The 24,085-nt window shown below is 72.4% G+C and carries 22 protein-coding genes and 1 pseudogene; 4 read left to right on the forward strand and 19 right to left on the reverse strand.

Features of this window, described 5'->3' with window-relative positions; genetic code table 11:
• Window positions 1-127: 127 nt before the first annotated feature.
• The 9 genes and pseudogenes from ACGFR9_RS12100 to ACGFR9_RS12140 all read right to left on the reverse strand — a co-directional run bounded on the left by ACGFR9_RS12100 (window position 128) and on the right by ACGFR9_RS12140 (window position 8,173).
• A complete protein-coding gene (locus ACGFR9_RS12100; RefSeq protein WP_030217949.1) occupies window positions 128-607 on the reverse strand; it encodes a hypothetical protein in 480 nt (159 codons plus the stop codon).
• Window positions 608-777: 170 nt separating this feature from the next.
• Window positions 778-1,131 carry a cytidine deaminase gene (locus tag ACGFR9_RS12105; RefSeq protein WP_311641237.1) on the reverse strand — a complete coding sequence of 118 codons (354 nt, stop codon included), beginning with the start codon at window positions 1,129-1,131 and terminating at the stop codon, window positions 778-780.
• 31 nt (window positions 1,132-1,162) lie between these two features.
• A pseudogene (locus ACGFR9_RS12110) lies at window positions 1,163-1,542 on the reverse strand (MmcQ/YjbR family DNA-binding protein).
• Complete coding sequence (locus ACGFR9_RS12115; protein WP_393206075.1) at window positions 1,539-2,840, reverse strand: hemolysin family protein; 1,302 nt, start codon at window positions 2,838-2,840, stop codon at window positions 1,539-1,541. The pseudogene ACGFR9_RS12110 and the gene ACGFR9_RS12115 overlap by 4 nt, the downstream one beginning before the upstream one ends.
• Window positions 2,837-3,334, reverse strand: a complete 498-nt coding sequence (gene ybeY, locus ACGFR9_RS12120) for an rRNA maturation RNase YbeY (protein WP_393206078.1) — start codon at window positions 3,332-3,334, stop codon at window positions 2,837-2,839. Before ybeY ends, ACGFR9_RS12115 begins: the two co-directional genes overlap by 4 nt.
• 12 nt (window positions 3,335-3,346) lie before the next feature.
• Window positions 3,347-4,417 (reverse strand): PhoH family protein, encoded by a 1,071-nt coding sequence (locus ACGFR9_RS12125; RefSeq protein WP_393206081.1) that lies wholly within the window; start codon window positions 4,415-4,417, stop codon window positions 3,347-3,349.
• Between the two features lie 222 nt (window positions 4,418-4,639).
• Complete coding sequence (locus tag ACGFR9_RS12130) at window positions 4,640-5,812, reverse strand: carbohydrate kinase family protein (RefSeq protein ID WP_393206084.1); 1,173 nt, start codon at window positions 5,810-5,812, stop codon at window positions 4,640-4,642.
• 94 nt (window positions 5,813-5,906) lie between these two features.
• A complete protein-coding gene (locus ACGFR9_RS12135; RefSeq protein ID WP_393206087.1) occupies window positions 5,907-7,214 on the reverse strand; it encodes a glucarate dehydratase family protein in 1,308 nt (435 codons plus the stop codon).
• Window positions 7,211-8,173, reverse strand: a complete 963-nt coding sequence (locus ACGFR9_RS12140) for a 5-dehydro-4-deoxyglucarate dehydratase (protein ID WP_393206090.1) — start codon at window positions 8,171-8,173, stop codon at window positions 7,211-7,213. Before ACGFR9_RS12140 ends, ACGFR9_RS12135 begins: the two co-directional genes overlap by 4 nt.
• Window positions 8,174-8,283: 110 nt before the next feature.
• Here ACGFR9_RS12140 and ACGFR9_RS12145 point away from each other — a divergent pair, with 110 nt between their 5' ends.
• Window positions 8,284-9,066 (forward strand): IclR family transcriptional regulator, encoded by a 783-nt coding sequence (locus ACGFR9_RS12145; protein WP_393206093.1) that lies wholly within the window; start codon window positions 8,284-8,286, stop codon window positions 9,064-9,066.
• A 186-nt stretch (window positions 9,067-9,252) separates the two neighbouring features.
• Window positions 9,253-10,581, forward strand: a complete 1,329-nt coding sequence (locus tag ACGFR9_RS12150) for an MFS transporter (protein WP_393206096.1) — start codon at window positions 9,253-9,255, stop codon at window positions 10,579-10,581.
• 458 nt (window positions 10,582-11,039) lie between these two features.
• Here the strand turns inward: ACGFR9_RS12150 and ACGFR9_RS12155 are convergent, their stop codons facing one another.
• The 9 genes from ACGFR9_RS12155 to hrcA form a co-directional block, all read right to left on the reverse strand.
• On the reverse strand, window positions 11,040-12,032 hold the full coding sequence (locus tag ACGFR9_RS12155; protein ID WP_393206099.1) for an adenosine deaminase: 993 nt from the start codon (window positions 12,030-12,032) through the stop codon (window positions 11,040-11,042).
• 20 nt (window positions 12,033-12,052) lie between these two features.
• Window positions 12,053-12,958, reverse strand: coding sequence for a ribonuclease Z (locus ACGFR9_RS12160; RefSeq protein ID WP_393206102.1), 906 nt, complete (start codon window positions 12,956-12,958; stop codon window positions 12,053-12,055).
• 6 nt (window positions 12,959-12,964) lie between these two features.
• On the reverse strand, window positions 12,965-13,318 hold the full coding sequence (locus ACGFR9_RS12165; protein WP_393206105.1) for a histidine triad nucleotide-binding protein: 354 nt from the start codon (window positions 13,316-13,318) through the stop codon (window positions 12,965-12,967).
• Window positions 13,319-13,559: 241 nt separating this feature from the next.
• On the reverse strand, window positions 13,560-16,775 hold the full coding sequence (locus ACGFR9_RS12170; RefSeq protein ID WP_393206108.1) for a S41 family peptidase: 3,216 nt from the start codon (window positions 16,773-16,775) through the stop codon (window positions 13,560-13,562).
• 46 nt (window positions 16,776-16,821) lie between these two features.
• Entirely contained in the window at window positions 16,822-17,334 is a 513-nt protein-coding gene (locus ACGFR9_RS12175) for a hypothetical protein (protein ID WP_393206111.1), read from the reverse strand.
• A gap of 134 nt (window positions 17,335-17,468) precedes the next feature.
• Complete coding sequence (locus ACGFR9_RS12180) at window positions 17,469-18,209, reverse strand: 16S rRNA (uracil(1498)-N(3))-methyltransferase (RefSeq protein WP_393206114.1); 741 nt, start codon at window positions 18,207-18,209, stop codon at window positions 17,469-17,471.
• Window positions 18,206-19,252, reverse strand: coding sequence for a nitronate monooxygenase (locus ACGFR9_RS12185; protein WP_393206117.1), 1,047 nt, complete (start codon window positions 19,250-19,252; stop codon window positions 18,206-18,208). The genes ACGFR9_RS12180 and ACGFR9_RS12185 overlap by 4 nt, the downstream gene beginning before the upstream one ends.
• Before the next feature lie 364 nt (window positions 19,253-19,616).
• Complete coding sequence (dnaJ, locus tag ACGFR9_RS12190) at window positions 19,617-20,756, reverse strand: molecular chaperone DnaJ (RefSeq protein WP_030217895.1); 1,140 nt, start codon at window positions 20,754-20,756, stop codon at window positions 19,617-19,619.
• Window positions 20,756-21,772: a heat-inducible transcriptional repressor HrcA gene (hrcA, locus tag ACGFR9_RS12195; protein ID WP_393206120.1), complete on the reverse strand. Its 1,017-nt coding sequence runs from the start codon at window positions 21,770-21,772 to the stop codon at window positions 20,756-20,758. Before hrcA ends, dnaJ begins: the two co-directional genes overlap by 1 nt.
• Window positions 21,773-21,943: 171 nt before the next feature.
• Between hrcA and ACGFR9_RS12200 the strand changes: the two genes are divergently transcribed.
• Window positions 21,944-22,678 (forward strand): MBL fold metallo-hydrolase, encoded by a 735-nt coding sequence (locus tag ACGFR9_RS12200; RefSeq protein ID WP_393206123.1) that lies wholly within the window; start codon window positions 21,944-21,946, stop codon window positions 22,676-22,678.
• Between the two features lie 34 nt (window positions 22,679-22,712).
• Window positions 22,713-23,528: a DUF3097 domain-containing protein gene (locus ACGFR9_RS12205; RefSeq protein WP_393206126.1), complete on the forward strand. Its 816-nt coding sequence runs from the start codon at window positions 22,713-22,715 to the stop codon at window positions 23,526-23,528.
• On the opposite strand, the gene ACGFR9_RS12210 is transcribed toward ACGFR9_RS12205, so the two are convergent.
• Window positions 23,506-24,084, reverse strand: coding sequence for a Uma2 family endonuclease (locus tag ACGFR9_RS12210; RefSeq protein ID WP_393206129.1), 579 nt, complete (start codon window positions 24,082-24,084; stop codon window positions 23,506-23,508). The genes ACGFR9_RS12205 and ACGFR9_RS12210 overlap by 23 nt on opposite strands.
• Window position 24,085: the final 1 nt, after the last annotated feature.

Here is a 24,085-nt window from a genome sequence, read left to right on the forward strand (position 1 = left end):
CCCGGATCATCCGCACCTCCGGTCCCTCACGTCAACGCCCTTGAGCCAAAAGGGCGTCGCCGGGCCGGGAGGGCAGCGGGCCGGGCGCCCGTGGGGTGCCCGGCCCGGCCGGCTGTCCCTCCGCGGGTCAGTCGAAGACGAACGGGCCCGGGGCCTGGGGGGCCGTCGCCGTGCAGGTGATGGTGATGAAGCCGAAGGCCGTGACCTTCAGGGTGCCGCCGAAGGCCTCCAGGCTGTCGCCGGAGGCGACCGTGCCGGTGAGGGGGCCGACCTGGAGGTCGTCACCGCTGGACATGGCCGGGTTCTTCGTGCCCTTGAAGACCGTGGTGCCGCCGCTCGCCTTGACCAGGGTCAGGTTGGAGACCAGGGAGTCCTTGCTGATCGACAGGGGTGCGGTGACCGAGGACGTGGTGAGGGTGACGGTGGCGGACGTGCCGTTCTGGGTGGCCGTGAGGGTGGCGTCGCCGCCGCCCCAGCTTCCGCAGTCGGCGTTGACGGTCGCCGTTCCGGGGGCGACGGCGGCGGCCGTGGGGGCGAAGGCCAGGCCGCAGACGGCGAGCACGCCGGCCGCCAAGGACACACCTGTTCCGAATCGTTTGCCTCTCATGGATTCCGGTCCCTTTCCGTGTGGGGGGAACTGCTCGGCAGCGTGGGTCCGGACCCGCCGCGATCGCACCGGCTGACGTGCCGTCAGTACCGGCGGTTCCATTGATGCGCGAGAGGCAGTGCGCGGCAAGGGGGAAATCCGGCCTACTTACCGCCGGTAACAGAGGTGGGTCAGCCCGCCGTGAGCGTCTCGCGGACCGTGCCGTCCGGGCCGGCCACCAGGACCGGCGTCGCGGGGCCGCCGAGGTCCCGTACGGCCGCGCGGTCCTCGGGGGACGCGGACTCCGCCTCCGTCACCACGGCCGCCGCCTCCAGCGACGTCGCACCGGACGCCACCGCCATCGCCACCGCCGTCCGCAGCGCGCTCAGCTTCAGGGAGTCGAGGGCGACCGTCCCGGCGACGTACGTACGGCCCGTCTCGTCGCGTACGGCGGCGCCCTCGGGCACGCCGTTGCGCGCGCGGGCGGAACGGGCCAGGGTCACGATCTTGCGGTCCTCGGGGTCGAGGGCGGTGGTGTCGGTCATGATCCGAGCATAAGGGGGCGTGCCACCGGGCCTAGGGGCGGTCGAGGCGGAGACGGTCGGCTCTCGGGAGACCGGCCACGACCAGGTCGTACGAGTCCTCGACCAGTTCCCGGACCAGGTGGTCGGGGAGGGGGCCGACCGTCACCGTGTTCCAGTGGCGTTCGGGGGTCCGGGGGCTCCCCCCCGGAGAACACAGCATGTGGTGGCCGGGGGCGATCTGGTCCGGGTGTTCGGCGCGGAGGCGGATCGCGTCCTCGGGGGCGCACTTGAGGTTGACCGTGAGGGGGGTGGCGTCGAGGTTCGTCAGGGCGAAGAGCTTGCCCTGGACCTTGGAGACGGAGGGTTGAAGGGGAACTCCTCCACCGCCGCGTTGAAGGAGAGGCAGAGGGCGCGCAGTTGCCGCGGGGTCACTCCGGGGCCTCCGGGTTCTCGGCGGGAGGACCCACCGGCTCCACCAGGACCGTCACGACCTTGTTCCGGCGGCCCGCCGCCGCCTCGGCCGTGAGACGCAGTCTGCGGTCGTCGGGGAGCTCGACCACCGACGAGGCGCCCGCGATCGGCACCCGGCCCAGGTGCTTGGCGAGCAGTCCGCCCACGGTCTCCACGTCCTCGTCGTCGTACTCCTCCAGGCCGTACAGCTCGCCCAGGTCGGTGATGTCGAGACGGGCGGTGACCCGGTAGCGGTCCTCGCCGAGCTCCTCCACGGGCGGGAGTTCACGGTCGTACTCGTCGGTGATCTCGCCGACGATCTCCTCGAGGATGTCCTCGATGGTGACGATGCCCGCGGTGCCGCCGTACTCGTCGACGGCGACGGCGACGTGGTTGCGTTCCTTCTGCATCTCGCGCAGCAGATCACCGGCGTTCTTGGTGTCGGGCACGAAGAACGCGGGACGCATCGCCGTCGACACCAGCTCGCTCTCGGCGTCGCGGCTGATGTGCGTCTTGCGGACCAGGTCCTTGAGGTAGACGATCCCGACGATGTCGTCCTCGCTCTCGCCGGTCACCGGGATACGGGAGAAACCGGAGCGCAGGGCGAGCGTGAGGGCCTGGCGGATCGTCTTGTACCGCTCGATCACCACCAGGTCGGTGCGCGGCACCATCACCTCGCGCACCAGCGTGTCACCCAGTTCGAAGACGGAGTGCACCATGCGGCGTTCCTCGTCCTCGATCAGCGACTCCTTCTCCGCGAGGTCGACCATCGCGCGCAGCTCCGCCTCGGAGGCGAAGGGGCCGCGCCGGAAGCCCTTGCCGGGGGTGAGCGCGTTGCCGATGAGGATGAGGAGCGAGGGGATCGGGCCCATCACCCTCGCGAGCGGGACCAGGATGTACGCGGCGGCCGTGGCCGTGTTCAGCGGGTGCTGGCGGCCGATGGTGCGCGGGGAGACCCCGACGGCGACGTACGACACCAGGACCATGATCGCGATGGCGATGAGCAGGGCCTCGGTGGTGCCGTCGAACTCGCGCAGACAGCCGTACGTGATCAGCGCGGCGGCGGCCATCTCGCAGGCGACACGGACCAGCAGCGCCACGTTGAGGAAACGGGTGGGGTCGCCGGCGATCTGCGCCAGCCGCTCGCTGCCCCGGCGGCCGGAGCGTACGGCCTCCTCGGCGCGGAAGCTGGAGACGCGCGCGATGCCGGCCTCGGCGCAGGCGGCCAGCCAGGCGACGACGACCAGCGCGATCGCGCCGAGGACGAGTGTCGGACTCATGACACGGTCGGCGCCGGCGACGGGCCGGTGAGGCCCTTCTCCGCGCGCCAGCCGTCCACGATGGCGGCCTGCAGGCCGAACATCTCGGCCTTCTCGTCCGGCTCCTCGTGGTCGTAGCCCAGCAGGTGCAGCACACCGTGGACGGTGAGCAGCTGGAGCTCCTCGTCCATGGTGTGCCGCGTCTCCGCCTCCTGGCCCTGCCGGGTGGCGACCTCGGGGCAGAGCACGATGTCACCGAGCAGTCCCTGCGGGGGCTCCTCGTCGTCCTTCGACGGCGGCCGCAGCTCGTCCATCGGGAACGACATGACGTCCGTCGGGCCGGGCAGGTCCATCCACTGGATGTGCAGCTGCTCCATGGCGTCGGCGTCCACGACGATCACCGAGAGCTCGGAGAGCGGGTGGATACGCATCCGCGCGAGCGCGTAGCGGGCGATGTCGAGGATCGCCTGCTCGTCGACCTCGGTTCCGGACTCGTTGTTGACGTCGATCGACATCTGGTGCTCGGTCTACTTCCCCTTGGGCCCGGACCGCCCCCGGCCGCCCTTGTGCGTGCCGTTCTCGGTGCCGTGCGTGCTGTCGTACTGCTCGTACGCGTCGACGATACGGCCCACCAGCTTGTGCCGGACGACATCCTGGGACGACAGCCGGGAGAAGTGGACGTCGTCCAGGCCCTCCAGGATCTCCTGCACCTGCCGCAGCCCGGACTTGGTGCCGCTCGGCAGGTCCACCTGCGTCACGTCACCAGTGATCACGATCTTCGAGTCGAAGCCGAGGCGGGTGAGGAACATCTTCATCTGTTCGGGGCTGGTGTTCTGGGCCTCGTCGAGAATGATGAAGGCGTCGTTGAGCGTGCGGCCCCGCATGTAGGCCAGCGGGGCGACCTCGATCGTGCCCGCCGCCATCAGGCGGGGGATCGAGTCCGGGTCGAGCATGTCGTGCAGCGCGTCGTAGAGCGGGCGGAGATACGGGTCGATCTTCTCGTAGAGCGTGCCCGGGAGGAAGCCGAGCCGCTCGCCGGCCTCGACCGCGGGGCGGGTCAGGATGATGCGGTTGACCTGCTTGGACTGCAGGGCCTGCACCGCCTTGGCCATGGCGAGGTACGTCTTGCCCGTACCGGCCGGGCCGATGCCGAAGACGATGGTGTGCTTGTCGATCGCGTCCACATAGCGCTTCTGGTTGAGCGTCTTGGGGCGGATCGTACGGCCGCGCGAGGACAGGATGTTCTGCGTGAGCACCTCGGCCGGGGTCTCCTGGCCGTCGCTCTCCCCGTTCTCGCTCGCCTTGAGCATGGCGATCGAGCGTTCCACTGCGTCCTCCGTCATCGGCTGCCCGGTGCGGAGCACCAGCATCATCTCGTCGAACACGCGCGAAATGAGGGCGACCTCCGCCTTGTCGCCGGTCGCGCTGATCTCATTGCCCCGGACGTGGATGTCCGCCCCCGGGAAGGCTTTCTCTATCACGCGCAGGAGGGAGTCTCCGGAGCCCAGCACGGTCACCATGGGGTGCTGGGCGGGGACGGTGAGCTGCACTCTCGCCTGCTCCTGCGCGGGGGTGTGAGCTGTGGGTGTCTGAGTCATGGGCCGGCTCTGAAGGCCTGCGGATCCTCCTGGTCACGGCCGTCTGGCTGAGAACGGCCTCGCGGGTTCCAGGGTACGACGCGGGGGTGACAAGCCCGTAGGGCTTTTACGGGACCACTCGGCCTACCGGGTCGGGTGGTGAGCGGGCACGGGCCGGGGATCCGGGGGCGGGAGCCCCTCGGCGGGGGTGTGGGGGCGGAGCCCCCTGCGACGGCTCCCGTCTCATGCCGACCTGCGGAAGCCGATCGTCGGGACCGCTCGCCTCAGTGGCCAAGGCCGTACCGGGTCGGCCGGGGCCAGGGCTGTCAGGAAGTCGTAGCGGCGCAGGGCCTCCGGGTCCTGGCCCTCCGCGCAGCCCACCCTCCGCCACCATGCCCCGATCTCGGCCCACCCCGGCGCCGACAGGGAGCCGCCGAACTCCTGGACGGACAGGGCCGCCGTGAGGCCCGCGAAGGCGAGGCGGTCGGCCAGGGGCCAGCCCGCCAGTGTCCCGGTGACGAATCCGGCGACGAACACGTCGCCCGCGCCCGTCGGGTCCAGCGCCTCGACCTCGATCGCCGGTACCGAAGCCGTCTCCCCCGTGCGCCGGTCCACCGCGTAGGCGCCCTCCGCGCCGAGGGTGACCACGGCGACCGGCACATGTTCGGTCAGGGCGTGCGCGGCCGCGCGGGGGCAGTCCGTGCCGGTGTAGCGCATGGCCTCCTGCGCGTTCGGCAGGAACGCCTCGCAGTGCCGCAGGTCGGACAGCGCGGTCAGGTCCCACGCCCCGGTGTCGTCCCAGCCGACGTCGCCGAAGATGCGGGCGCCGTCGCGCGCGGCCTGCGCGATCCACGGGGCGCTGCGGCCGGGGGTGAGGGAGGCGACGGCGGCGCGGGCGCGGGGCGGGCACGGAGGCGGGTCCGCGGCCGGAGGGCGTCGTTCGAGGGTGGTGGGCGACGGGCGGGAGGGTTCCTCGGGCGGGGGTTCGTGGCCGTGGGAGACCATCGTGCGCTCGCCGTCGTACGCCATGGAGACGGTGACCGGTGAGTGCCAGCCGGGGACGGTGCGCGAGGGCGAGAGGTCGATGCCCTCGCCCTGCTGCAGCGTGTCCCAGCAGTACTCGCCGTAGTGGTCGTCGCCGAACGCCGCCGCGAGGGAGGTGCGCAGGCCGAGGCGGGCGAGCGCGGTGGCCATGTTGGCGACGCCGCCGGGGCTCGACCCCATCCCGCGTGCCCAGGACTCGGTCCCGCGCACCGGGGCGAAGTCGAGCCCGGTGAAGACGATGTCGAGGAAGACGGTGCCGGTGAGGTAGACGTCCCAGGGCGGGTCGTCCGGGGTGCGCAGGGCGGCGAGGGGATCGGTGAGGGGCGGGCGGTGCGGCCCTTCGACGCGTGCCTTCCCGGTGGACGCCTTCACGGTGCGCTCCCTGACGTGGTGCGGTTTCAGCCAGTGTGCACCACGGGACCGACAACGTGACGGCCGTCACTCCCCACCGCGCCTCCCGGGAGGGTCACCAGCGCGGTACGGCCGGTGTCTCCCACTCGGGGTGGGCGACGCGCATGGCCGCCGCGTCGTCGCGGTCGCGCAGCGTGCCGTCGTCGTCGAGCCAGCGGCGGTGCAGGGCCGCCAGCCGGTCGCGGTCGAGTTCCACGCCGAGGCCGGGCGCGTCCGGGACCCGTACGGCGCCGTTCTCGAAGGTGAGGCGCTCGGTGAGGACGTCCTCCGACTGCCAGGGGTAGTGGGAGTCGCAGGCGTGGTGGAGGTTGGGGACGGTCGCCGCCACGTGGGTCATCGCGGCGAGGCTGATGCCGAGGTGGGTGTTGGAGTGCATGGAGACGCCGACGCCGAAGGTGCGGCAGACGGCGGCGAGCTGCTGGGTGTTGCGCAGTCCGCCCCAGTAGTGGTGGTCGGAGAGGACGACCTGGACGGCGTTCCGGGTGAAGGCCTCCTTGATCTCGGCGAACGTCGTCACGCACATGTTGGTGGCGAGCGGTACTCCGGTGCGGGCGGCGACCTCGGCCATGGCCGGGGTGCCGAGGGCGGGGTCCTCCAGGTATTCGAGGACGTCCCCGAGTTCCCCGGCCACCTTCAGCGAGGTCTCCACGGACCAGGCGCCGTTGGGGTCGAGGCGCAGGGGATGTCCGGGGAACGCGGCGGCGAGGGCGCGTACGGCGGCGATCTCCTCGTCGGGCGGGAAGACACCGCCCTTGAGCTTGAAGGAGGTGAAGCCGTAGCGCTCGGTGAAGGTCCGGGCCTGCGCGACGACGCCGGCCGGGTCGAGGGCGGCGCCCCAGTCGTCCTTCTCGGCCCGCACGCCCTCGGGGTGGGCGGCCCATTTGTAGAAGAGGTAGGCGCTGTAGTCGACGGTGTCGCGGACCTTGCCGCCGAGGAGGGCGTGCACGGGCAGCCCGAGGCTCTTGCCGAGGGCGTCGAGGCAGGCGACCTCGAGGGCGGAGAGCACGGACAGGCGTAGTTTGTCGGCGGTCTGGACGCCGCGCAGTCCGCCGACGTCGACCTTGCCGGAGACCTGGTCCGCGTCGACGGCGACCGCGTCGGCCTCGGTGAACAGCCGGTTCAGGTCACCGGCCCGGCGGCCGACGAGCCGGTCCGCGAGGGGGCGTGCCAGGTCCAGGTACTTGGTGTCGCCGTAGGTCTCGCCGAGGCCGGTGGTGCCGTCGGCGGTGACCACCTCGACGATCAGCCGGGGGGTGTACGGCTGGTGGACGCCCTGCGTGTTGAGCAGGGGCGGGTCGGCGACGAGGATCGGCGTGAGCCGGACCTCGGTGACGGTCAGGTCGCGGGACGTCGGCGTGGTCACAGGGCGGCTCCTACGAGGTCGAGTCCGGCGGTGAGCAGGGTGCGCAGGTCGGTGAGGTCGGCGGGGGTGGGGTCGGTGAGGGGGGCGCGTACCGGGCCGACGGGGCGGCCGCGCAGCCGGGCCGCCGCCTTGACCAGCGAGACCCCGTAGCCGGGGACGCGGTCGCGCAGTTCGACGAACGGCACGTAGAAGTCGCGCAGGAGTGTGTCGACGGTGCCGTGGTCGCCGTCGCGCAGGGCGGTGAAGCAGGCCCCGGCGATCTCGGGGGCGAAGGCGTGGACGGCGGAGGAGTAGGCGGGGACGCCGACGGTGGCGTAGGCGCGGGCCTGGATCTCGGCGGTGGCGGCGCCGTTGAAGAAGAGGAAGTCCTCGGGGGCGGCGAAGGTGAGGCGCTGCAGCCGGTCGAGGTCGCTGTGGCCGTCCTTGAGGCCGATGACGTTGGGCAGGGCGGCGATCCGCCTGAGCGATCCCGCGGTGTAGGCGACCTGGTCGCGCTGGTAGGTGATGAGGGGCAGCGGGGTGCGGGCGGCGACGGCTTCGAGCTGGGCGACGAGGCCGTCCTGCGGGGCGGCGACGAGGTAGTGCGGCAGGACGAGGAGGGCGTCGGCGCCGGCCTGCTCGGCGATGCGGGCGAAGCGGGTGGCCTGGGCCCAGCCGTAGCCGATGCCGGCGACGACCGGGGTCCGTCCGGCGCTCTCCTCGACGGTGATGGTGACGACCTGCCGGTACTCGTCCTCGTCCAGCGAGAAGAACTCGCCGGTGCCGCAGGCGGGGAAGACCGCGCCGGGGCCGGTGGCGAGGCGTTCGGCGACGTAGGCGCGGAAGCCGTCCGGGTCGAGGGAGCCGTCCTCGCGGAAGGCGGTGAGCGGGAAGGACAGCACCCCGTTCGCCATCCCTTCCCTGAGACGTCGCGCCACGGAGGCGGTACCGCTGGGGTCCGTATCGGGACTCACCCTCACTCATCTCCCTATGTAGACGTCATCCATGTATGAAAATGAAGGTTAAGTAGGCGAACCAGAACCGTCAATGGCCCGTCCTGGACCTCATCGGCCCGGTTTACGATCGGCGCATGTCGGAGACAGGGGGCGTGCGCGAGGTCAAGTCCGCCGCGCGCACGATGGAGGTACTGGAACTGCTCGCCGCGCGCGGTGACCGTCCGGCTCGCCTCCAGGAGCTGGCGGACGCGCTGAGCGTGCCGCGCAGCTCGATGTACGCACTGCTGCAGACCCTGATCGCCCGCGGCTGGGTCCGTACCGACGTCACGGGCTCGCTGTACGGCATCGGCATCCGCGCCCTGCTCACCGGCACCAGCTATCTCGACTCGGACCCGCGCGTGCGGGCGGTGCGCCCGTATCTGGACGAGGCGTCCGACGCGCTGGGCGAGACGATCCACATGGGACGGCTGGACGGCCACGACGTGGCGTATCTCGCGACGCGCGAGTCGCACGAGTATCTGCGGACGATCAGCAGGGTGGGGCGGCGGCTGCCGGCGCACGTGGGCGCGCTCGGCAAGGCGCTGCTGGCGGAGCGTCCGGACGAGGAACTGCCCGAGGGCCCGTACGAGGCGGCCACGGCGAACACCCACACCTCGCGGGAGTCGCTGGCCGCGGATCTGGCCGGGGTGCGGGAGCGCGGTTACTCCGTGGACCGGGAGGAGGGGGTGCCGGGGATCATCGGTTTCGGGTTCGCCCTGCGGTACGACTCCCCGGCCCGGGACGCCATCAGCTGCTCGGTGCCGGTGGCGCGGCTGACGCCGGAGCGGGAGGAGCGGATCGTCGCCGTGATGCGGGAGATCCGGACGAAGCTGGAGACCACGGTTCCCGCAGGTGGCGGGGCTGTTCACTGGCGTTAGCGGACGCTGGTACCCGCCCTTCCGATACCCCAAACGCAAGAGTGACTTAGATCACAGCTTGCGCGCTCCCGTTGCCCTGCCCGCGCTTGATACAAATTGGCCGCGCGCCCCCGTCGGTCGACGGTCGCCGCTCCCCCTTTCCCACGGTCTTTCGCACCGTCCCTTCCGCACGCCCTGGGACCGCCCGTGTTCGCCCCTCGCACCACTCCCTGGCCTCTCGTCGCCCTTTTCACGGCCGGGTACCTCGCCCCGTATCTGCTGCCGACCACCGTCGGCCGTCTCGAACGCGGGCTCGGCCTCTCCGCCACCCAGGCGGGAGCCGTCGGCAGCGCGCTGCTGCTGAGCTCCGCGGCCGCCGGTTTTCTGCTGGCCTCACGCGTGGAACGGACCGGGGCTCGCGCCCTGGCCCGGCTGGGCCTGCTGCTGGCCGCCGTCGGCTACGGCGCGGCCGCCCTCACCACCTCCGTACCGGCCGTCGTCGCCGGTGCGGTGATCGGCGGCGTCGGGTCGGGTACGGCGACGACGGTCGCGGCGACCAGGATCGCCGCCGAACGCGATCCGCACCGGGCGTCCACGCTGGGGCTGCTCAGCGTGTCCGCGCTGGCGGGCGTCGTGTATCTGACGGTGCCGCATCTGCCGGGCCACGGGCTCACCCTGGCCGCGATCGCCCTCACCGCGCTGGCGGTGTGGCCGCTGACGTCCCGGCTGCCGGGCGGTACGGCCGGTCCGCGGGTCGCCGGGCCGGAGGCGACCGCGCGTCTGCCGCACCGGCGTTCGGGTGCGGTGCTCGCCGGCGCGATGCTGCTGTGGTCGCTCGCGCAGAACGCGCTGTGGGGCGTGAGCGGGCGTATCGGGGTCGGGCAGGCGAACCTGTCCGAGCCGACCGTGGGGGTCGTCTTCGCGGTGGCGCTCGGGGCGGGGCTGCTGGGTGTCCTGGGCGCGGGGGCGCTGGGGGCGCGGATGGGGAGGGCGCTGCCGATCGGCGGCGGTACGGTCCTCATCGCGGGCTGTATCGCGCTGAGCGCGTCCGCTACCGGCCTCGGGAGTTTCGCCGCCGGTGAGATCGCCTGGAACACCTTCTATCCGGTGGTGCTGTCGTATCTGATCGGGCTGGCCGCCTCGCTGGATCCGCGCGGGCGGTGGGCGGTGCTGGTGGGGTCGGCGTCGTCGCTGGGGACGGCGGCGGGGCCGCTGACCGGGAGTGCGCTGTCGGCGCAGGCGGGGTTTCCGGTGATGGGGGCGGTGCTGGGGGCCGGGCTGCTGCTGGTCGCTCTGCCGATGACGGCGGTGGCGCTGCACACGGGCGGGCGGCCGCTGCTGCCGGGTGCCGTCCGGCGCCGTGGTGGCCACCCCGCGGCCGTCGTCGCGGCGGCGACCGCGACTCCCGCGGGGCTCGTCCCCGAGGTCGGTGCCCCGGAACAACCGGTGATCGAGATCCCCCTCGACGGCACGCCGTCCGCTGCGCGAGGCGCCTACGACACAGCAGCGGCAACCCGAGCGCCCGGCTCGCCCTGACGCTACCCGCTACGGCGGGCCCACTCCGCCGAAGCCGCGGGCGGCTGAGCCGCGTAGCTGCGGCTGGCCCTGCCGCGTAGCTGTGGGCAGTCGTGCCGCGTAGCTGCGGGCAGTCGTGCCGCTGGGGCGATGGGGGTCCCCCCGCTCGAGCGAAGCCGAGAGTGGGGGAGGGTGGGCGCAGCGGCACCCCCTCCAGCGGGGCCAGCGCTCACCCACCCCCGCCCAGCAACCACCCGGGGTGACGGCTGAGCAGGGGGGCGTCGCGCGGCCCGGCGCAGGCGGGGTGCCGTCGCGCCCACCCGTGCCGCCCTGCGGCACGCCTGCCCGCGGATCGGCGGCAGGCGCGCGGGAACGCGAGGGCGCGCCTGGCCGCGGAGGGACGCGCAGTGCGGCAGGCGCGGCGCAGTGCTGCACGCGGCGCGGGGCAGGCGCGCAAGGACGGCAAGTCGCGGGGGGGGTCAGGCGGGGGTGTGGGCGTCTACCTCCGCGAGGTAGCGCGCGCGGCGGGGTTCGTCGTCTGAGAGGAACGCGGCCAGGAAGGAGTTGCGGGCCAGGGTGCGCAGGTGGGCCGGGGTGAGGCCGAGGGACTCGCGTACCGCGTCGAAGTTGTCGCCCGCGTAGCCCCCGAAGTACGCCGGGTCGTCGGAGTTGACCGTGCACATCAGCCCCGCGTCCAGCATCGCCGGCAGCGGATGGTCCGCCAGCACGTCCACCGTCCGCAACCGCACATTCGACAACGGGCACAACGTCAGGGGCACACGCTCCCGCACCAGCCGCTCCACCAGTCCCGGATCCTCCACGCACCGCAGCCCGTGGTCGATCCGCTCGACACCGAGCACGTCCAGCGCCTCTCGGATGTACTCCGGCGGCCCCTCCTCCCCCGCGTGCGCCACCCGCCGCAGTCCCAGCGCGGCAGCGGCCTCGTACACCTCCCGGAACTTGACCGGCGGATGCCCGACCTCGGCCGAGTCCAGCCCGACCCCGGTGATCCGGTCCAGATACGGCTTCGCCGCGTCCAGCGTCGCCAGGGCCGACTCCGCGGACTCGTCCCGCAGGAAGCACATGATCAGCCGGGTGGAGACACCGTGCGTCTCCTCGCTGCGGCCCAGCGCCCGCCACAGTCCCTCGACGACCGTGCCCATGCCGACCCCGCGCGCCATGTGCGCCTGCGGGTCGAAGAAGATCTCCGCGTGCCGCACCCCCTGTACGGCGGCACGGGCGAGGTAGGCGTCGGCGAGATCCTCGAAGTCCCGCTCGGTCCGCAGCACGGCCATGAGTTCGTAGTACAGGTTCAGGAAGGACTGCAGATCCTCGAAGCGGTATGCCTCACGCAGCGCGCCGGTGTCGGCGTACGGCAGCTCGACACCGTTGCGCGCGGCGAGGGCGAAGGCCAGCTCGGGCTCCAGGGTGCCTTCGATATGAAGGTGCAGTTCGGCTTTCGGTATGGGCATCAGACCATCGTACGACCGTCTCACCGACGCTTCGGAAGTCCCACCCGTTGCAGATCACGGGCCACGGTCAGCTCGCCCTCGTACCCCGCAGCCCGCGCCTGCCGCTCGAACTCCCCCGGGTCGGCGTAGCGCTGGCTGAAGTGGGTGAGGACGAGATGCCGTACGCCCCCGTCGCGTGCCACCCGGGCGGCCTGCCCGGCCGTCAGATGGCCGAAGTCGACGGCGAGTCGCTCGTCCTCGTCGAGGAACGTGGACTCGATGACGAGCATGTCGCAGCCCTCGGCGAGCGCGTACACCCCGTCGCACAGCCGGGTGTCCATGACGAACGCGAACCGCTGCCCGCGCCGCGTCTCGCTGACCTCCTCCAGCGTGACCCCGTCCAGTACGCCCTCGCGCTGGATACGGCCGACGTCCGGGCCCTTGACGCCGTGCGCGGCCAGCCGCTCGGGCAGCATGCGCCGGCCGTCGGGTTCGACCAGCCGGTAGCCGTACGCCTCGACGGGATGGGAGAGCCTGCGCGCCTCCAGGGTGTAGCCGGGGGTGCGGTCCAGGGGGCCGTCGGCGTCGACGGGGGCCTCGGTGAGGGCGACGGTCTCGCGGTAGGCGGTGGCGTAGCGCAGCCGGTCGAAGAATCGCTGACCGGAGCGCGGGTAGTGGGCGGTGATCTCGTGCGGCACCTTGTCGAGGTTGACGCGCTGGATCACCCCGGCGAGGCCGAGGGAGTGGTCGCCGTGGAAGTGGGTGACGCAGATCCGGTTCAGGTCATGGGCGGCGACCCCGGCGCGCAGCATCTGCCGCTGGGTGCCCTCCCCGGGGTCGAACAGGATGCCCTCGCCGTCCCAGCGCAGCAGATAGCCGTTGTGGTTGCGGTGCCGGGTGGGGACCTGGCTGGCGGTGCCGAGCACCACCAGTTCTCGTACGGACAAGGCGGGCTATCCGGGGGGCCATTCGAGACCGCGGCCGCCCAGCACATGGGCGTGCGCGTGCCAGACGGTCTGGCCGGCGCCGCCGCCGGTGTTGAAGACGGTGCGGTAGCTCTCCAGCTGCTCCTCGTCGGCGACGGCCCGCGTCTCGCGCAGCACGTCCGCGGCGAGCTCGGGGGCTTCGGCGGCGAGGGCGGCGGCGTTCCTGTAATGCGCCTTCGGAATCACCAGCACATGGGTGGGCGCCTGCGGATTGATGTCCCGGAACGCGACGGTGGTCTCGGTCTCCCGCACGATCGTCGCGGGAATGCTCCCGCCCACGATCTTGCAGAACAGACAGTCGTCCTGAGGCTCCCCAGCCATACACCCTCCTCAAGCAACCTGATCAAGATACGAGGCCATCGTATCCACCCCCGCGTACCTACGGGACAGTCGTGCCAGGACGGGGCCGGTCGCGCAGCCCGGCGCTCACGGGGTGCCGCTGCGCCCACCCGTGCCGCCCCAGCGGCACGACTGCCCGTGGGCGCGACGCGGCCCGGCGAGCGCCGGGCCGCGTCACACCCTCCGGCTCACGACACCGCCGGCCCCCGGCCGGCACCCCGGCTCACACGACCTCCGGAGGAACCTTCGCCGGCGCGGACTCCAGCCCCTCCAACGCCAGCCGAACCGCCTCGTCCAGCTGGACGTCCCGCCCCGCCGCGTAGTCCTGCGGCCGCTGCACGACCTCCACGTCCGGATCCACCCCGTGGTTCTCCACGCCCCACCCGTACCCCTCCAACCAGAAGGCGTACTTGGGCTGGGTCACCAGCGTCCCGTCCACCAGCCGGTACCGGCTGTCGATGCCGATCACGCCGCCCCAGGTCCGCGTACCGACCACCGGCCCGATCCCCAGCGCCCGGATCGCCGCGTTCACGATGTCCCCGTCGGACCCGGAGAACTCGTTGGCCACGGCCACGACCGGCCCCCGCGGCGCGTCCCGCGGATAGCTCTCCGCCCGCATCCCGCGCGGCAGATCCCACCCCACGATCCGCCGGGCCAGCTTCTCCACCACGAGCTGCGAGGTGTGCCCGCCCCGGTTCTCCCGCACGTCCACGATCAGCCCCTCCCGCAGCACCTCCACCCGCAGGTCACGATGGATCTGCGCCCACCCGGGCGCCTGCATGTCGGGAACGTGGATGTACCCCAGCCGCCCGCCGGACTTCTCCAGCACGTACGCCCGCCGGTCGGCGACCCACGCGTGGTACCGCAGCGGCTCCTCGTCGGCGACGGGTACCACCACGGCGTGCCGCGGCTCACCGCCGCCCGAAGGCGACACCGTCAGCTCCACCGGCTTGCCCGCCGTCCCCACCAGCAACGGCGCGGGCCCGGTCACCGGGTCGACCGGCGCTCCGCCGACGGCGACGATCGCGTCCCCGACCCGTACGGCGACACCGGGCGCGGCGAGCGGCGAGCGGGCGTCCGGGTCGGACGTCTCGGCGGGCAGGATCCGGTCGACCCGCCAACTGCCGTCCTCGTGACGGGAGATGTCCGCGCCGAGGAGTCCCTGGCGGGCCCCGTCGCCGTAGCCGCCGCGCGGGATGACATAGGCGTGCGAGGTGCCCAGTTCGCCGTGCACCTCCCACAGCAGGTCGACGAGGTCGTCGTGGGTGGCGAGCCGGTCGAGCACGGGCCGGTAGCGGTCGAGGACCCCGTCCCAGTCGACGCCGCTCATGTCGGGACGCCAGAAGTTGTCCCGCATGATGCGGCCGTTCTCGTCGAACATCTGCCGCCACTCGGCGGCCGGGTCGACGAACTGACGGACCCGGTCCAGGTCGACGGTGATGTTGGTGTCACTGTCGTCGTCGCCGGAGGCGCGCCGGTCGCTGGGTACGACCTTCAGCCGCCCGTCGGTCCACAGCAGCACCCGCTTGCCGTCGCCGCTGACCTCGAAGTGGTCGGCGTCCACGGCGAGATGCTCGATCCGCTGCTGGGCGAGGTCGTAGCGCTCCAGGTCGGTCTTGGGGTCCGGGTCGTCGGGGGTGGCGCGGGAGGCGCCGAGCACACCGCGCACCGGGTGCCGCAGCCACAGCACCCCGTCCTTGGCGGCGCGCAGATCGGTGTAGCGGGCGGCCTCCACCGGGAACGGCACGATGCGGTCGGCGAGACCGTCGAGGTCGATCCTGGTGGTCGGGGTGCCCTCGCTGTCGGGGGTCTCGTCCCGGTCCGGGGTCTCGAAGGGCCGGCCGTGCCGCTGCGGGCCGAACGGGGACGGGGTGGTCGCCGCGAGGGTGATCAGATACGGCCGTACGCCCTCGACGAAGGCCAGGTCGAAGACGTGCGCGTCGTAGACCGGGTCGAAGGAGCGGGTCGACAGGAAGGCGAGATGCCTGCCGTCGAGGGTGAAGGCGGGCGCGTAGTCCCGGAACCTCAGCGGGGTCGCCTCGGTGACCGACAGGTCGGTGGTGTTGGCGAGCTTGAGCTGGCTGAGCGGGCGCGGGCCGGGGTGGGACCAGGCGAGCCAGCCGGAGTCCGGCGAGAAGACCAGCCCGGACACGTCGCCGTTGTCACTGCGGTCGACCTCGCGGACCTCGCCGGTCCGGCGCTCGACGAGCAGCACCCGGCCGTCGTGGGAGGCGACCGCGGCGCGGCTGCCGTCGGGGGCCATGGCGAGCCCCACGACCCGGCCCAGCTGCCCTGCGGCGATCCGGCGCGGGGTGGCGCCCGGGGCGAGTCCGGTGGCGGGGGCGAACTCCAGGGCGTCGTCGCCCTCGGCGTCCGTCACCCACACCACCCATTCCTCGCCGTCCGCGCGGAAGGCGCGGGGCCGCCGGGCCCGTACGCCCGGCGTCGCGGCGAGCGCGCGGGCGGGACCGGCACGATGGGTGACCCAGTGGACGGTGCCGCGCACACAGACGGCACTGCCGCGCGCGGTGTGGTCGGGGGAGGCGGAGCCGAACCAGCGGGCCGCGTTCACCGGGAACGGCTGCAGGTCGACGCGCTGCCCGCCGAGCCGGACGTCGAGGCGGCGCGGTTCGGCGCCGTCGAGGTCCTCGAGAAGCCACAGTTCACCGGCGCTGGAGTACACGACACGGGTGCCGTCCGTGGCGGCGTGCCGGGCGTAGAAGCCGTCGAGGGGAGTGTGCCTGCGCAGGTCGACGCCGTCGGCGAGGGAGGAGTACAGGGCTCCGGTGCCCTCGTGGTCGGAGAGGAACGCGACCCTCTCCCCCACCCACAGCGGGCACTCGAGGTTCCCGTCGAGGTCCTCGTGCAGCCGTACGAACTCGCCGTCGCCCTCGCGGTCGATCCACAACTTGCCCGCCGTACCGCCCCGGTAGCGCTTCCACCAGGCCGCCTCGCGGCTCATCGGCGCGGACAGCAGCACGGTGTGCGGTCCCTGGGCGACATCACCGACCGGCCCGTACGGCAGCGTGGTGGCGGGGCCGCCGTCGAGGGGGACGGCGTGGGCCCAGGTACGGCGGAAGCTGGCCCGGCCGTGGGAGGTGGTCACCAGGACCCGTCCGTCCGCCGTCCAGCCGCGCGTGCGGGTCGTACCGCTGCCCCAGTGGGTCAGGCGCCGGGCGGGGCCGCCTTCGACGGGCGCGATGTGCACCTCGGGGGCGCCGTCGCGGGTGGACGTCCAGGCGACGGTGGTGCCGTCGGGGGAGATACGGGGCCGGGTCACCGGCACGTTGTCGGCGCTCACCCGCCAGGCCCGGCCGCCGTCGAGCGGGGCGAGCCACACGTCGTCCTCGGCGGTGAAGGCGACCAACTCGCCGCGCAGATGCGGGAATCGGAGATAAGCGGTGGATGCGGTGGATGCGACCGATGCGGGCTGTGTCACCCGATCACCCTATGCAGGCGCGGGCGTTCCTGGACAGAGGTTGCGATCACTTGCCCTCGACGGGGCGACACGAGGGGTACTGCTCGCACCACACGGTCGTCGTCACGGTCACGGTGACGGTGGGCTGCGGGCCGCGCTGCGTCGGCTGGCCCACACGCGGCGGGCTCTTGGAGTCGCAGTCGCCCAGGCCATCGACCCGGAACACCTGTTTTCCGCCGACCTTCGCGGTCAGATTTCCGCGTACGCAGGCGCCGTTGACGGCGTGGGTGATCCTTCCGGAGACGGTGATCTCCTTGCCGTCCTTGGTCTCGCCCTGGCAGTCGACGGAGGCGACGGCGTTCTTGCTCGCGGTGTTCCCGTCTCCGAAGTCGCCGGTGCAGCTGAGCCAGCGGACCTCGGTCTTCTGCTTGTTGAGTTCCTTGGTCACGGTCTCGTCGGTGGTGAACGCGACGGCGGCGGAGCTGAGGCCGCCGTCCTCGCACGCGGTGACGCCGGCCAGGGCGGCCACGGCGAAGCCGATGGCCGGCGCGTGCCGGCGGATCCTTTTCATCGCCCCCATGGATGGCAGCGTGCCACTGTGGGGGGCGGCGCGGTAGGGCGCATACGGCCAGATGGTTTGTTCGCCCCCGCCGCCCCTTCCCGTCCCGAACCTGGGGTGGGGGCAGCGCCCCCGGGGGACGGGAGACCCTCCGCTCAACCCCACCGCCCCGTACGCCCCAGCAGCAGCGCCCCCGCAGCCGTACCCGCCGTCGACGTCCGCAGCACACTCCGCCCCAGCCGGAACGCCCGGGCCCCCGCCTCCGAGAACAACGCCAACTCCTCCGGCGAGACGCCCCCTTCGGGCCCGACCACCAACACGATGTCCCCGGACACGGGAAGTTCGACGGACGCCAACGCCTCCGTACCGCTCTCATGCAGCACAGCCGCGAACTCCGCTTCGGCGAGGATCGACGCAACCCCCCGACTCGTCACCGCGTCCGCCACCCGGGGAAACCGCACCCGCCGCGACTGCTTCCCCGCCTCCCGGGCCGTCGCCCGCCACTTCCCGAGCGACTTCGCCCCCCGCTCGCCCTTCCACTGCGTGACGCACCGCGACGCCGCCCACGGCACGATGACGTCGACCCCGACCTCGGTCATCGTCTCCACGGCCACCTCACCCCGGTCCCCCTTGGGCAACGCCTGGACGACGGTCAGCCGGGGCGTCTCCGCCGGCTCCTCCACGACCTCGCCGAGCCGCACGACCAGCCGGTCCTTGCCCTCGGCGGCGTCCACCTCGCCCTCGGCCCAGCGTCCCGCGCCGTCCGTGAGGACCACGACCTCACCGGCCCGCAGCCGCTTCACGGAGACGGCGTGCCGTCCCTCGGGCCCGTCGAGGACGTAGCGGCCGGAGCCGTCCGTGGCGAAGTCGTCGACGACGAACACCGGCGCGGTCATCGGGCGGCCTCCAGTTCGGCGGCCAGCAGCTCCACCAGCTGTCCGGCGGGCAGTTCGCGGGCCATACGGTGGCCCTGCCCCGCCCACAGCGCCATCCCCTGCGCGTCCCCGGCCCTGGCGGCGGCCTTGCGCAGGGGGGCGGTGAGATGGTGGACGTCGGGGTAGGCGGCGGGCGCGTACGGGCCGTGCTCGCGCAGAAAACGGTTGACCAGGGCGCGGGCCGGCCGGCCCGAGAAGGCGCGGGTCAGCTCGGTGCGGGCGTACAGGGGGTCGGTGAGGGCGCGCTTGTGCAGGGAGTGCGCGCCGGACTCGTGGGCGGCGAGGAAGGCCGTGCCGAGCTGGGCCGCGTCGGCGCCGGCCGTGAGGACGGCGGCGATCTGGCCGCCCCGCATGATGCCGCCGGCCGCGACGACCGGGATACCGACGGACTCCCGGACCTGGGCGACGAGGGAGAGCAGTCCGACGCCGGAACGGTCCGTGTCCGGGACGTCCCGGTGGGTGCCCTGGTGGCCGCCGGCCTCCACACCCTGCGCGATCACCGCGTCCGCGCCGGCCCGCTCCACGGCGCGGGCCTCCTCGGCGGTGGTGGCGGTGACCAGCGTGAACGTGCCGGCGCGGCGCAGGGCGTCCAGTGCCTCGCGGGACGGGACGCCGAAGTGGAACGACACCACCGGCACGGGGTTGTCCAGCAGTACGGCGAGTTTCGCGTCGTAGCCGTCGTCACGGCCGCTGTCGGGGTCGCCGAGCTCGGTCTCGTACCAGGATGCCTCGCCGGCCAGCTGATGGGCGTAGACACCGACGGCGGCCGGGTCGGGTGTCTCCGGCTGCGGCAGGAAGAGGTTGACGCCGAAGGGGCGGGAGGTCAGTCCCCGCAGCTGCTTGATCTCCTGGTACATCCCGTCCGCCGTCTTGTACCCGGCGGCCAGGAAACCGAGTCCGCCCGCCTCGGACACGGCGGCGGCGAGCTGCGGCACGGCGACACCGCCCGCCATGGGTGCCTGCACGACGGGGTGCGGGCAGATTTCGGTCAGTACGGAGGACATGACCGCATGTTGTCACGTCCCCCGCTCGACTCCGAACCTGCCCTTCCCCTTGGCATAAGCCACTTTCGCCCGGGGCACCGAAGCCGACGTCAGCGGCCGTTGAAAGCGTCCTTCAGCCGCGAGAAAAGCCCCTGCTGCCCCGGCTGACTGCGCCCGCCCGGGGGACAACCCCCGGACCCCCGGCAGACCCCCCGACGTCAACCGGACAGCACCGGCGGGCCGACGTCAGCGGCCGTTGAAAGCGTCCTTCAGCCGCGAGAAAAGCCCCTGCTGCCCCGGCTGACTGTGCTCGCCCGGGGGACAACCCCCGGACCCCCGGCAGCAGACCCCCCGACGTCAACCGGACAGCACCGGCGGGCCGACATCAGCGGCCGTTGAAAGCGTCCTTCAGCCGCGAGAAAAGCCCCTGCTGCCCCGGCTGGAACTGTCCCGTAGGCCGTTCCTCCCCACGCAGTTTGGAGAGTTCACGCAGCAGGCGTTCCTGTTCCGGGTCGAGCTTCGTCGGGGTCTGGACCTCCACGTGGACGATGAGGTCGCCCCGGCCGCCGCCGCGCAGGTGGGTGATGCCCCGGCCGTGCAGCGGGATCGACTGGCCGGACTGGGTGCCGGGCCGGATGTCGACCTCCTCCATGCCGTCCAGCGTCTCCAGCGGCACCTTGGTGCCGAGGGACGCCGCCGTCATCGGGATGGTGACCGTGCAGTGCAGGTCGTCGCCGCGCCGCTGGAAGGTGCTGTGCGGGAGTTCGTGGATCTCCACGTACAGGTCGCCGGCGGGACCGCCGCCGGGCCCGACCTCGCCCTCGCCGGCCAGCTGGATCCGGGTGCCGTTGTCCACACCGGCCGGGATCTTGACCGTGAGGGTGCGCCGGGAGCGGATGCGGCCGTCGCCCGCGCACTCGGGGCACGGGGTCGGGACGACGGTGCCGAAGCCCTGGCACTGCGGGCAGGGGCGGGACGTCATGACCTGGCCCAGGAAGGACCGCGTGACCTGCGAGACCTCACCACGGCCACGGCACATGTCACAGGTCTGCGCGGTGGTGCCCGGAGCGGCGCCCTCGCCGCTGCACGTGGTGCAGACGACGGCCGTGTCGACCTGGATGTCCTTCGTCGTGCCGAACGCCGCCTCGTCGAGCTCGACGTCGATCCGGATCATGGCGTCCTGGCCCCGGCGGGTGCGCGAGCGCGGCCCGCGCTGCGACGCCGTACCGAAGAACGCGTCCATGATGTCGGAGAAGTTGCCGAAGCCGCCCGCCCCGAAGCCGCCCGCGCCACCGCCGCCGCCCGCCTGGGAGAGGGGGTCGCCGCCCAGGTCGTAGACCTGTTTCTTCTGCGGGTCGGACAACACCTCGTAGGCGGCGTTGATCTCCTTGAACCGCTCCTGCGTCTTGGGATCAGGATTGACGTCCGGATGCAGCTCGCGGGCGAGCCGCCGGAAGGCCTTCTTGATCTCCTCCTGCGACGCGTCGCGGCGTACGCCGAGTACGGCGTAGTAGTCCGTGGCCACTACGACTCCGCCAGGATCTGTCCGACGTACCGTGCCACTGCGCGTACCGCTCCCATCGTTCCCGGGTAGTCCATGCGGGTCGGTCCGACCACGCCGAGCTTGGCAACAGCCTCGCCGCCCGAACCGTAGCCCACCGACACGACGGACGTGGAGTTGAGTCCCTCATAGGCGTTCTCGTGCCCGATGCGCACGGTCATGCCCGAATCCCCCGCCTCCCCAAGCAACTTGAGGAGCACGACCTGCTCCTCCAGCGCCTCGAGGACGGGCCGGATCGTGAGGGGGAAGTCATGTCCGAAGCGGGTGAGATTGGCGGTCCCGCCGATCATCAGCCGCTCCTCGTTCTCCTCGACGAGCGTCTCCAGCAGAGTGGAGAGCACCATCGAGACCGTACCGCGGTCGTCCGCCTCGAATGCTTCGGGGAGGTCCTCGACCAGGCTCGGCACATCGGTGAACCGGCGGCCCGCGACCCGGCTGTTGAGCCGCGCGCGCAGGTCCGCGAGCGACTGCTCGCCGAACGGCGCCGGGCAGTCGACCAGGCGCTGCTCCACCCGGCCGGTGTCCGTGATCAGCACCAGCATCAGCCGCGCCGGGGCCAGGGACAGCAGTTCCACGTGCCGCACCGTGGAGCGGGTCAGCGACGGGTACTGCACGACGGCGACCTGCCGGGTCAGCTGCGCGAGCAGCCGCACGGTCCTGGCGACCACGTCGTCGAGATCGACGGAGCCGTCGAGGAAGTTCTGGATGGCCCGCCGCTCGGGCCCGGTCATCGGCTTCACGCCGGCGAGCCGGTCGACGAACAGCCGGTACCCCTTGTCGGTGGGGATGCGCCCGGCACTGGTGTGCGGCTGGGCGATGAACCCCTCGTCCTCCAGGGCCGCCATGTCATTGCGCACGGTGGCCGGGGAGACGCCCAGGTTGTGCCGCTCGGTGAGGGCCTTGGAGCCGACGGGCTCCTCGGTGCCCACATAGTCCTGGACGATGGCGCGCAGCACCTGGAGCCTGCGTTCACTGAGCATCGCGCACACCTCCAGAAGCCTTCCCGCGCGGTACCTTCCCTGTCCGCCTGGCACTCTTCGCACGCGAGTGCCAGACTTCCCCGCCCAGTGTACGGCCGGGGGGTACACCCCGGGCAAGGCCGGTCCCCGCGCCGCCGCGCCGGGCGTCGTCGTCTCCGATAGCGTCCCGTCGTGACCGTGACTTGGGAAGAGTCGGGATGGGAGCAACTGGCGCCCGGGGTGGGGCGGTGCCGGCTGCCGGTGTGGGACTGCACGGCGGGGCTCGTCGTGGGCGCGGACGGGGTGCTGCTCGTGGACGCGGGGTCCGGACTGGGAGAGGGCGCGCGGTTGCGGGCCCAGGCGCTCGCGCTCACCGGCCGTCGTGTGACGCATCTCGCGCTCACCCACCCGCACTTCGATCATGTCCTCGGTTCGGCGGCCCTCACGGGCGCGGAGGTGTTCGGCGCGGTGGGCATGGAGACGGTGCTGACGGCGCGCGGGCGGGCGGAACTGCGCGCGGACGCGGTGCGCCACGGGCTGGACGCGCGGGTGGCGCAGGAGGCCGTGGACGCGCTGGTGCCGCCACGGCACCCGGTGTCCGGCGAGTGGACGCTCGACCTCGGGCCGGACGGCGGGCGGCAGGTGCTGCTGGCGAACGTGGGCCCCGGGCACACCGCCCATGACCTCGCGGTCCTCGTCCCCGGTTCCCCGGAGGTCGTGTTCTGCGGCGACCTGGTCGAGGAGTCGGGCGAACCGCAGGCCGGCCCCGACGCCGTGCCGTCGCACTGGCCGGCCGCGCTGGACCGGCTGCTCGAGCTGGGCGGTGAGGACGCGCGGTACGTGCCCGGGCACGGCGCGGTGGTGGACGCGGCGTTCGTACGGGCCCAGCGGGACGCGCTGGCGGCGCGTTTCGGCGTGTCGGACTGATCGCGGCGGGCGGGCTCCTCGTATCGTCGTCGGAATGCGCCAGTACTCCGCCGATCTGACCCCTCCGTGGAAGAAGCCGCAGCCGGTCCCCGAGGTCGCGGCCGAGCCCGGCCTGGTGGTGGAGGAACCCGGTACCGGCTTCTGCGGCGCGGTGATCCGCTGCGAGGCGGGCACGGTGACGCTGGAGGACCGCTTCGGCAAGCACCGGGTGTTCCCGCTGGAGCCGCGCGGTTTCCTGCTGGAGGGGCGGGTGGTGACGCTGGTGCGTCCGTCCGCCGCCGGTCCGGTACGTCCCGCCCGTACGGCGTCCGGCTCCGTCGCCGTTCCCGGCGCGCGGGCGCGGGTGGCCCGCGCGGGGCGCATCTACGTCGAGGGGCGGCACGACGCGGAGCTGGTCGAGAAGGTGTGGGGCGACGACCTGCGCATCGAGGGCGTGGTCGTGGAGTACCTGGAGGGTGTCGACGACCTGCCGTCGATCGTCGAGGACTTCGCCCCCGGCCCCGACGCGCGGCTGGGCGTCCTGGTGGACCATCTGGTGCCGGGCTCGAAGGAGTGGCGGATCGCGGAGGCGGTCACGAGCGAGCACGCGCTGGTGGTGGGGCATCCGTACATCGACGTCTGGGAGGCGGTGAAGCCGGCGTCCGTGGGGATCGCCGGGTGGCCGCGGGTGCCGCGGGGGCGGGACTGGAAGACGGGGGTGTGCGAGGCGCTGGGCTGGCGGGTGGCGAACACCGGCGAGGCGTGGCAGCGGATCCTCGGCTCGGTGCGCTCCTACAAGGACCTGGAGCCGCAGCTCCTCGGCCGGGTGGAGGAACTGATCGACTTCGTCACGGGCGATGATGTGGCTTGACGCCCTTGTAGGTACCGAACTCGGTGGTGTCCAGTTCGACGCCCAACTGTTCCAGTGGCAGCGGCGCCCCGAACCTGGTGACCCGCTGTACCTGATAGTCGGCGCCCTCGCCGCGCCCGGCCGGCTCCGAGTAGAGAACGCACTGCGCCATGATCGGGTCGATGATCAGGTATGCGGGTACTTCACCCGCAGCGTAGATCAGACGCTTGACACCGTAGTCCCGGTCCACGCTGGTCTTCGAGACCACTTCCACGACCAGCGTGACAATCTGGGACGGCAGAAGGCGCCCGGAGTCAGGACCGACACCCACCTTCATGACCACGAGATCGGGTACGGGCTCGCTGGCCTCGTCAACAATGTCGACGTCCTGGGTCTGGAGCCGCTCCCACTGCCGGTACGGAATCTGGTCCATGAGACACGTGACGATCCGGTTGTGCACCAGATCAGGGCTGGCCATCATCACGATTTCTCCCCGAAGCAACTCCACCTTGAGCCCCTCGGGTGGCTCGAACCCCGCGAAGAACTCCGCGACTCCACGTTCGTCCACAGCCGTCATC

The sequence above is a fragment of the Streptomyces sp. NPDC048584 genome (assembly GCF_043199595.1).
Classification (GTDB): Bacteria; Actinomycetota; Actinomycetes; order Streptomycetales; family Streptomycetaceae; genus Streptomyces; species Streptomyces edwardsiae.

What these genes read in the sequence shown, in the direction of transcription:
- ACGFR9_RS12165 (WP_393206105.1), bottom strand. Translation starts at nt 13,318, where the DNA reads ATGGCTGGGGAGCCTCAGGACGACTGTCTGTTCTGCAAGATCGTGGGC.
- ACGFR9_RS12180 (WP_393206114.1), bottom strand. Translation starts at nt 18,209, where the DNA reads ATGACCGCGCCGGTGTTCGTCGTCGACGACTTCGCCACGGACGGCTCC.
- ybeY (WP_393206078.1), bottom strand. Translation starts at nt 3,334, where the DNA reads ATGTCGATCGACGTCAACAACGAGTCCGGAACCGAGGTCGACGAGCAG.
- hrcA (WP_393206120.1), bottom strand. Translation starts at nt 21,772, where the DNA reads ATGCTCAGTGAACGCAGGCTCCAGGTGCTGCGCGCCATCGTCCAGGAC.
- ACGFR9_RS12145 (WP_393206093.1), top strand. Translation starts at nt 8,284, where the DNA reads ATGTCGGAGACAGGGGGCGTGCGCGAGGTCAAGTCCGCCGCGCGCACG.
- ACGFR9_RS12155 (WP_393206099.1), bottom strand. Translation starts at nt 12,032, where the DNA reads ATGCCCATACCGAAAGCCGAACTGCACCTTCATATCGAAGGCACCCTG.
- ACGFR9_RS12175 (WP_393206111.1), bottom strand. Translation starts at nt 17,334, where the DNA reads ATGGGGGCGATGAAAAGGATCCGCCGGCACGCGCCGGCCATCGGCTTC.
- ACGFR9_RS12185 (WP_393206117.1), bottom strand. Translation starts at nt 19,252, where the DNA reads ATGTCCTCCGTACTGACCGAAATCTGCCCGCACCCCGTCGTGCAGGCA.
- ACGFR9_RS12125 (WP_393206081.1), bottom strand. Translation starts at nt 4,417, where the DNA reads ATGACTCAGACACCCACAGCTCACACCCCCGCGCAGGAGCAGGCGAGA.
- ACGFR9_RS12105 (WP_311641237.1), bottom strand. Translation starts at nt 1,131, where the DNA reads ATGACCGACACCACCGCCCTCGACCCCGAGGACCGCAAGATCGTGACC.
- ACGFR9_RS12210 (WP_393206129.1), bottom strand. Translation starts at nt 24,084, where the DNA reads ATGACGGCTGTGGACGAACGTGGAGTCGCGGAGTTCTTCGCGGGGTTC.
- ACGFR9_RS12100 (WP_030217949.1), bottom strand. Translation starts at nt 607, where the DNA reads ATGAGAGGCAAACGATTCGGAACAGGTGTGTCCTTGGCGGCCGGCGTG.
- ACGFR9_RS12115 (WP_393206075.1), bottom strand. Translation starts at nt 2,840, where the DNA reads ATGAGTCCGACACTCGTCCTCGGCGCGATCGCGCTGGTCGTCGTCGCC.
- ACGFR9_RS12205 (WP_393206126.1), top strand. Translation starts at nt 22,713, where the DNA reads ATGCGCCAGTACTCCGCCGATCTGACCCCTCCGTGGAAGAAGCCGCAG.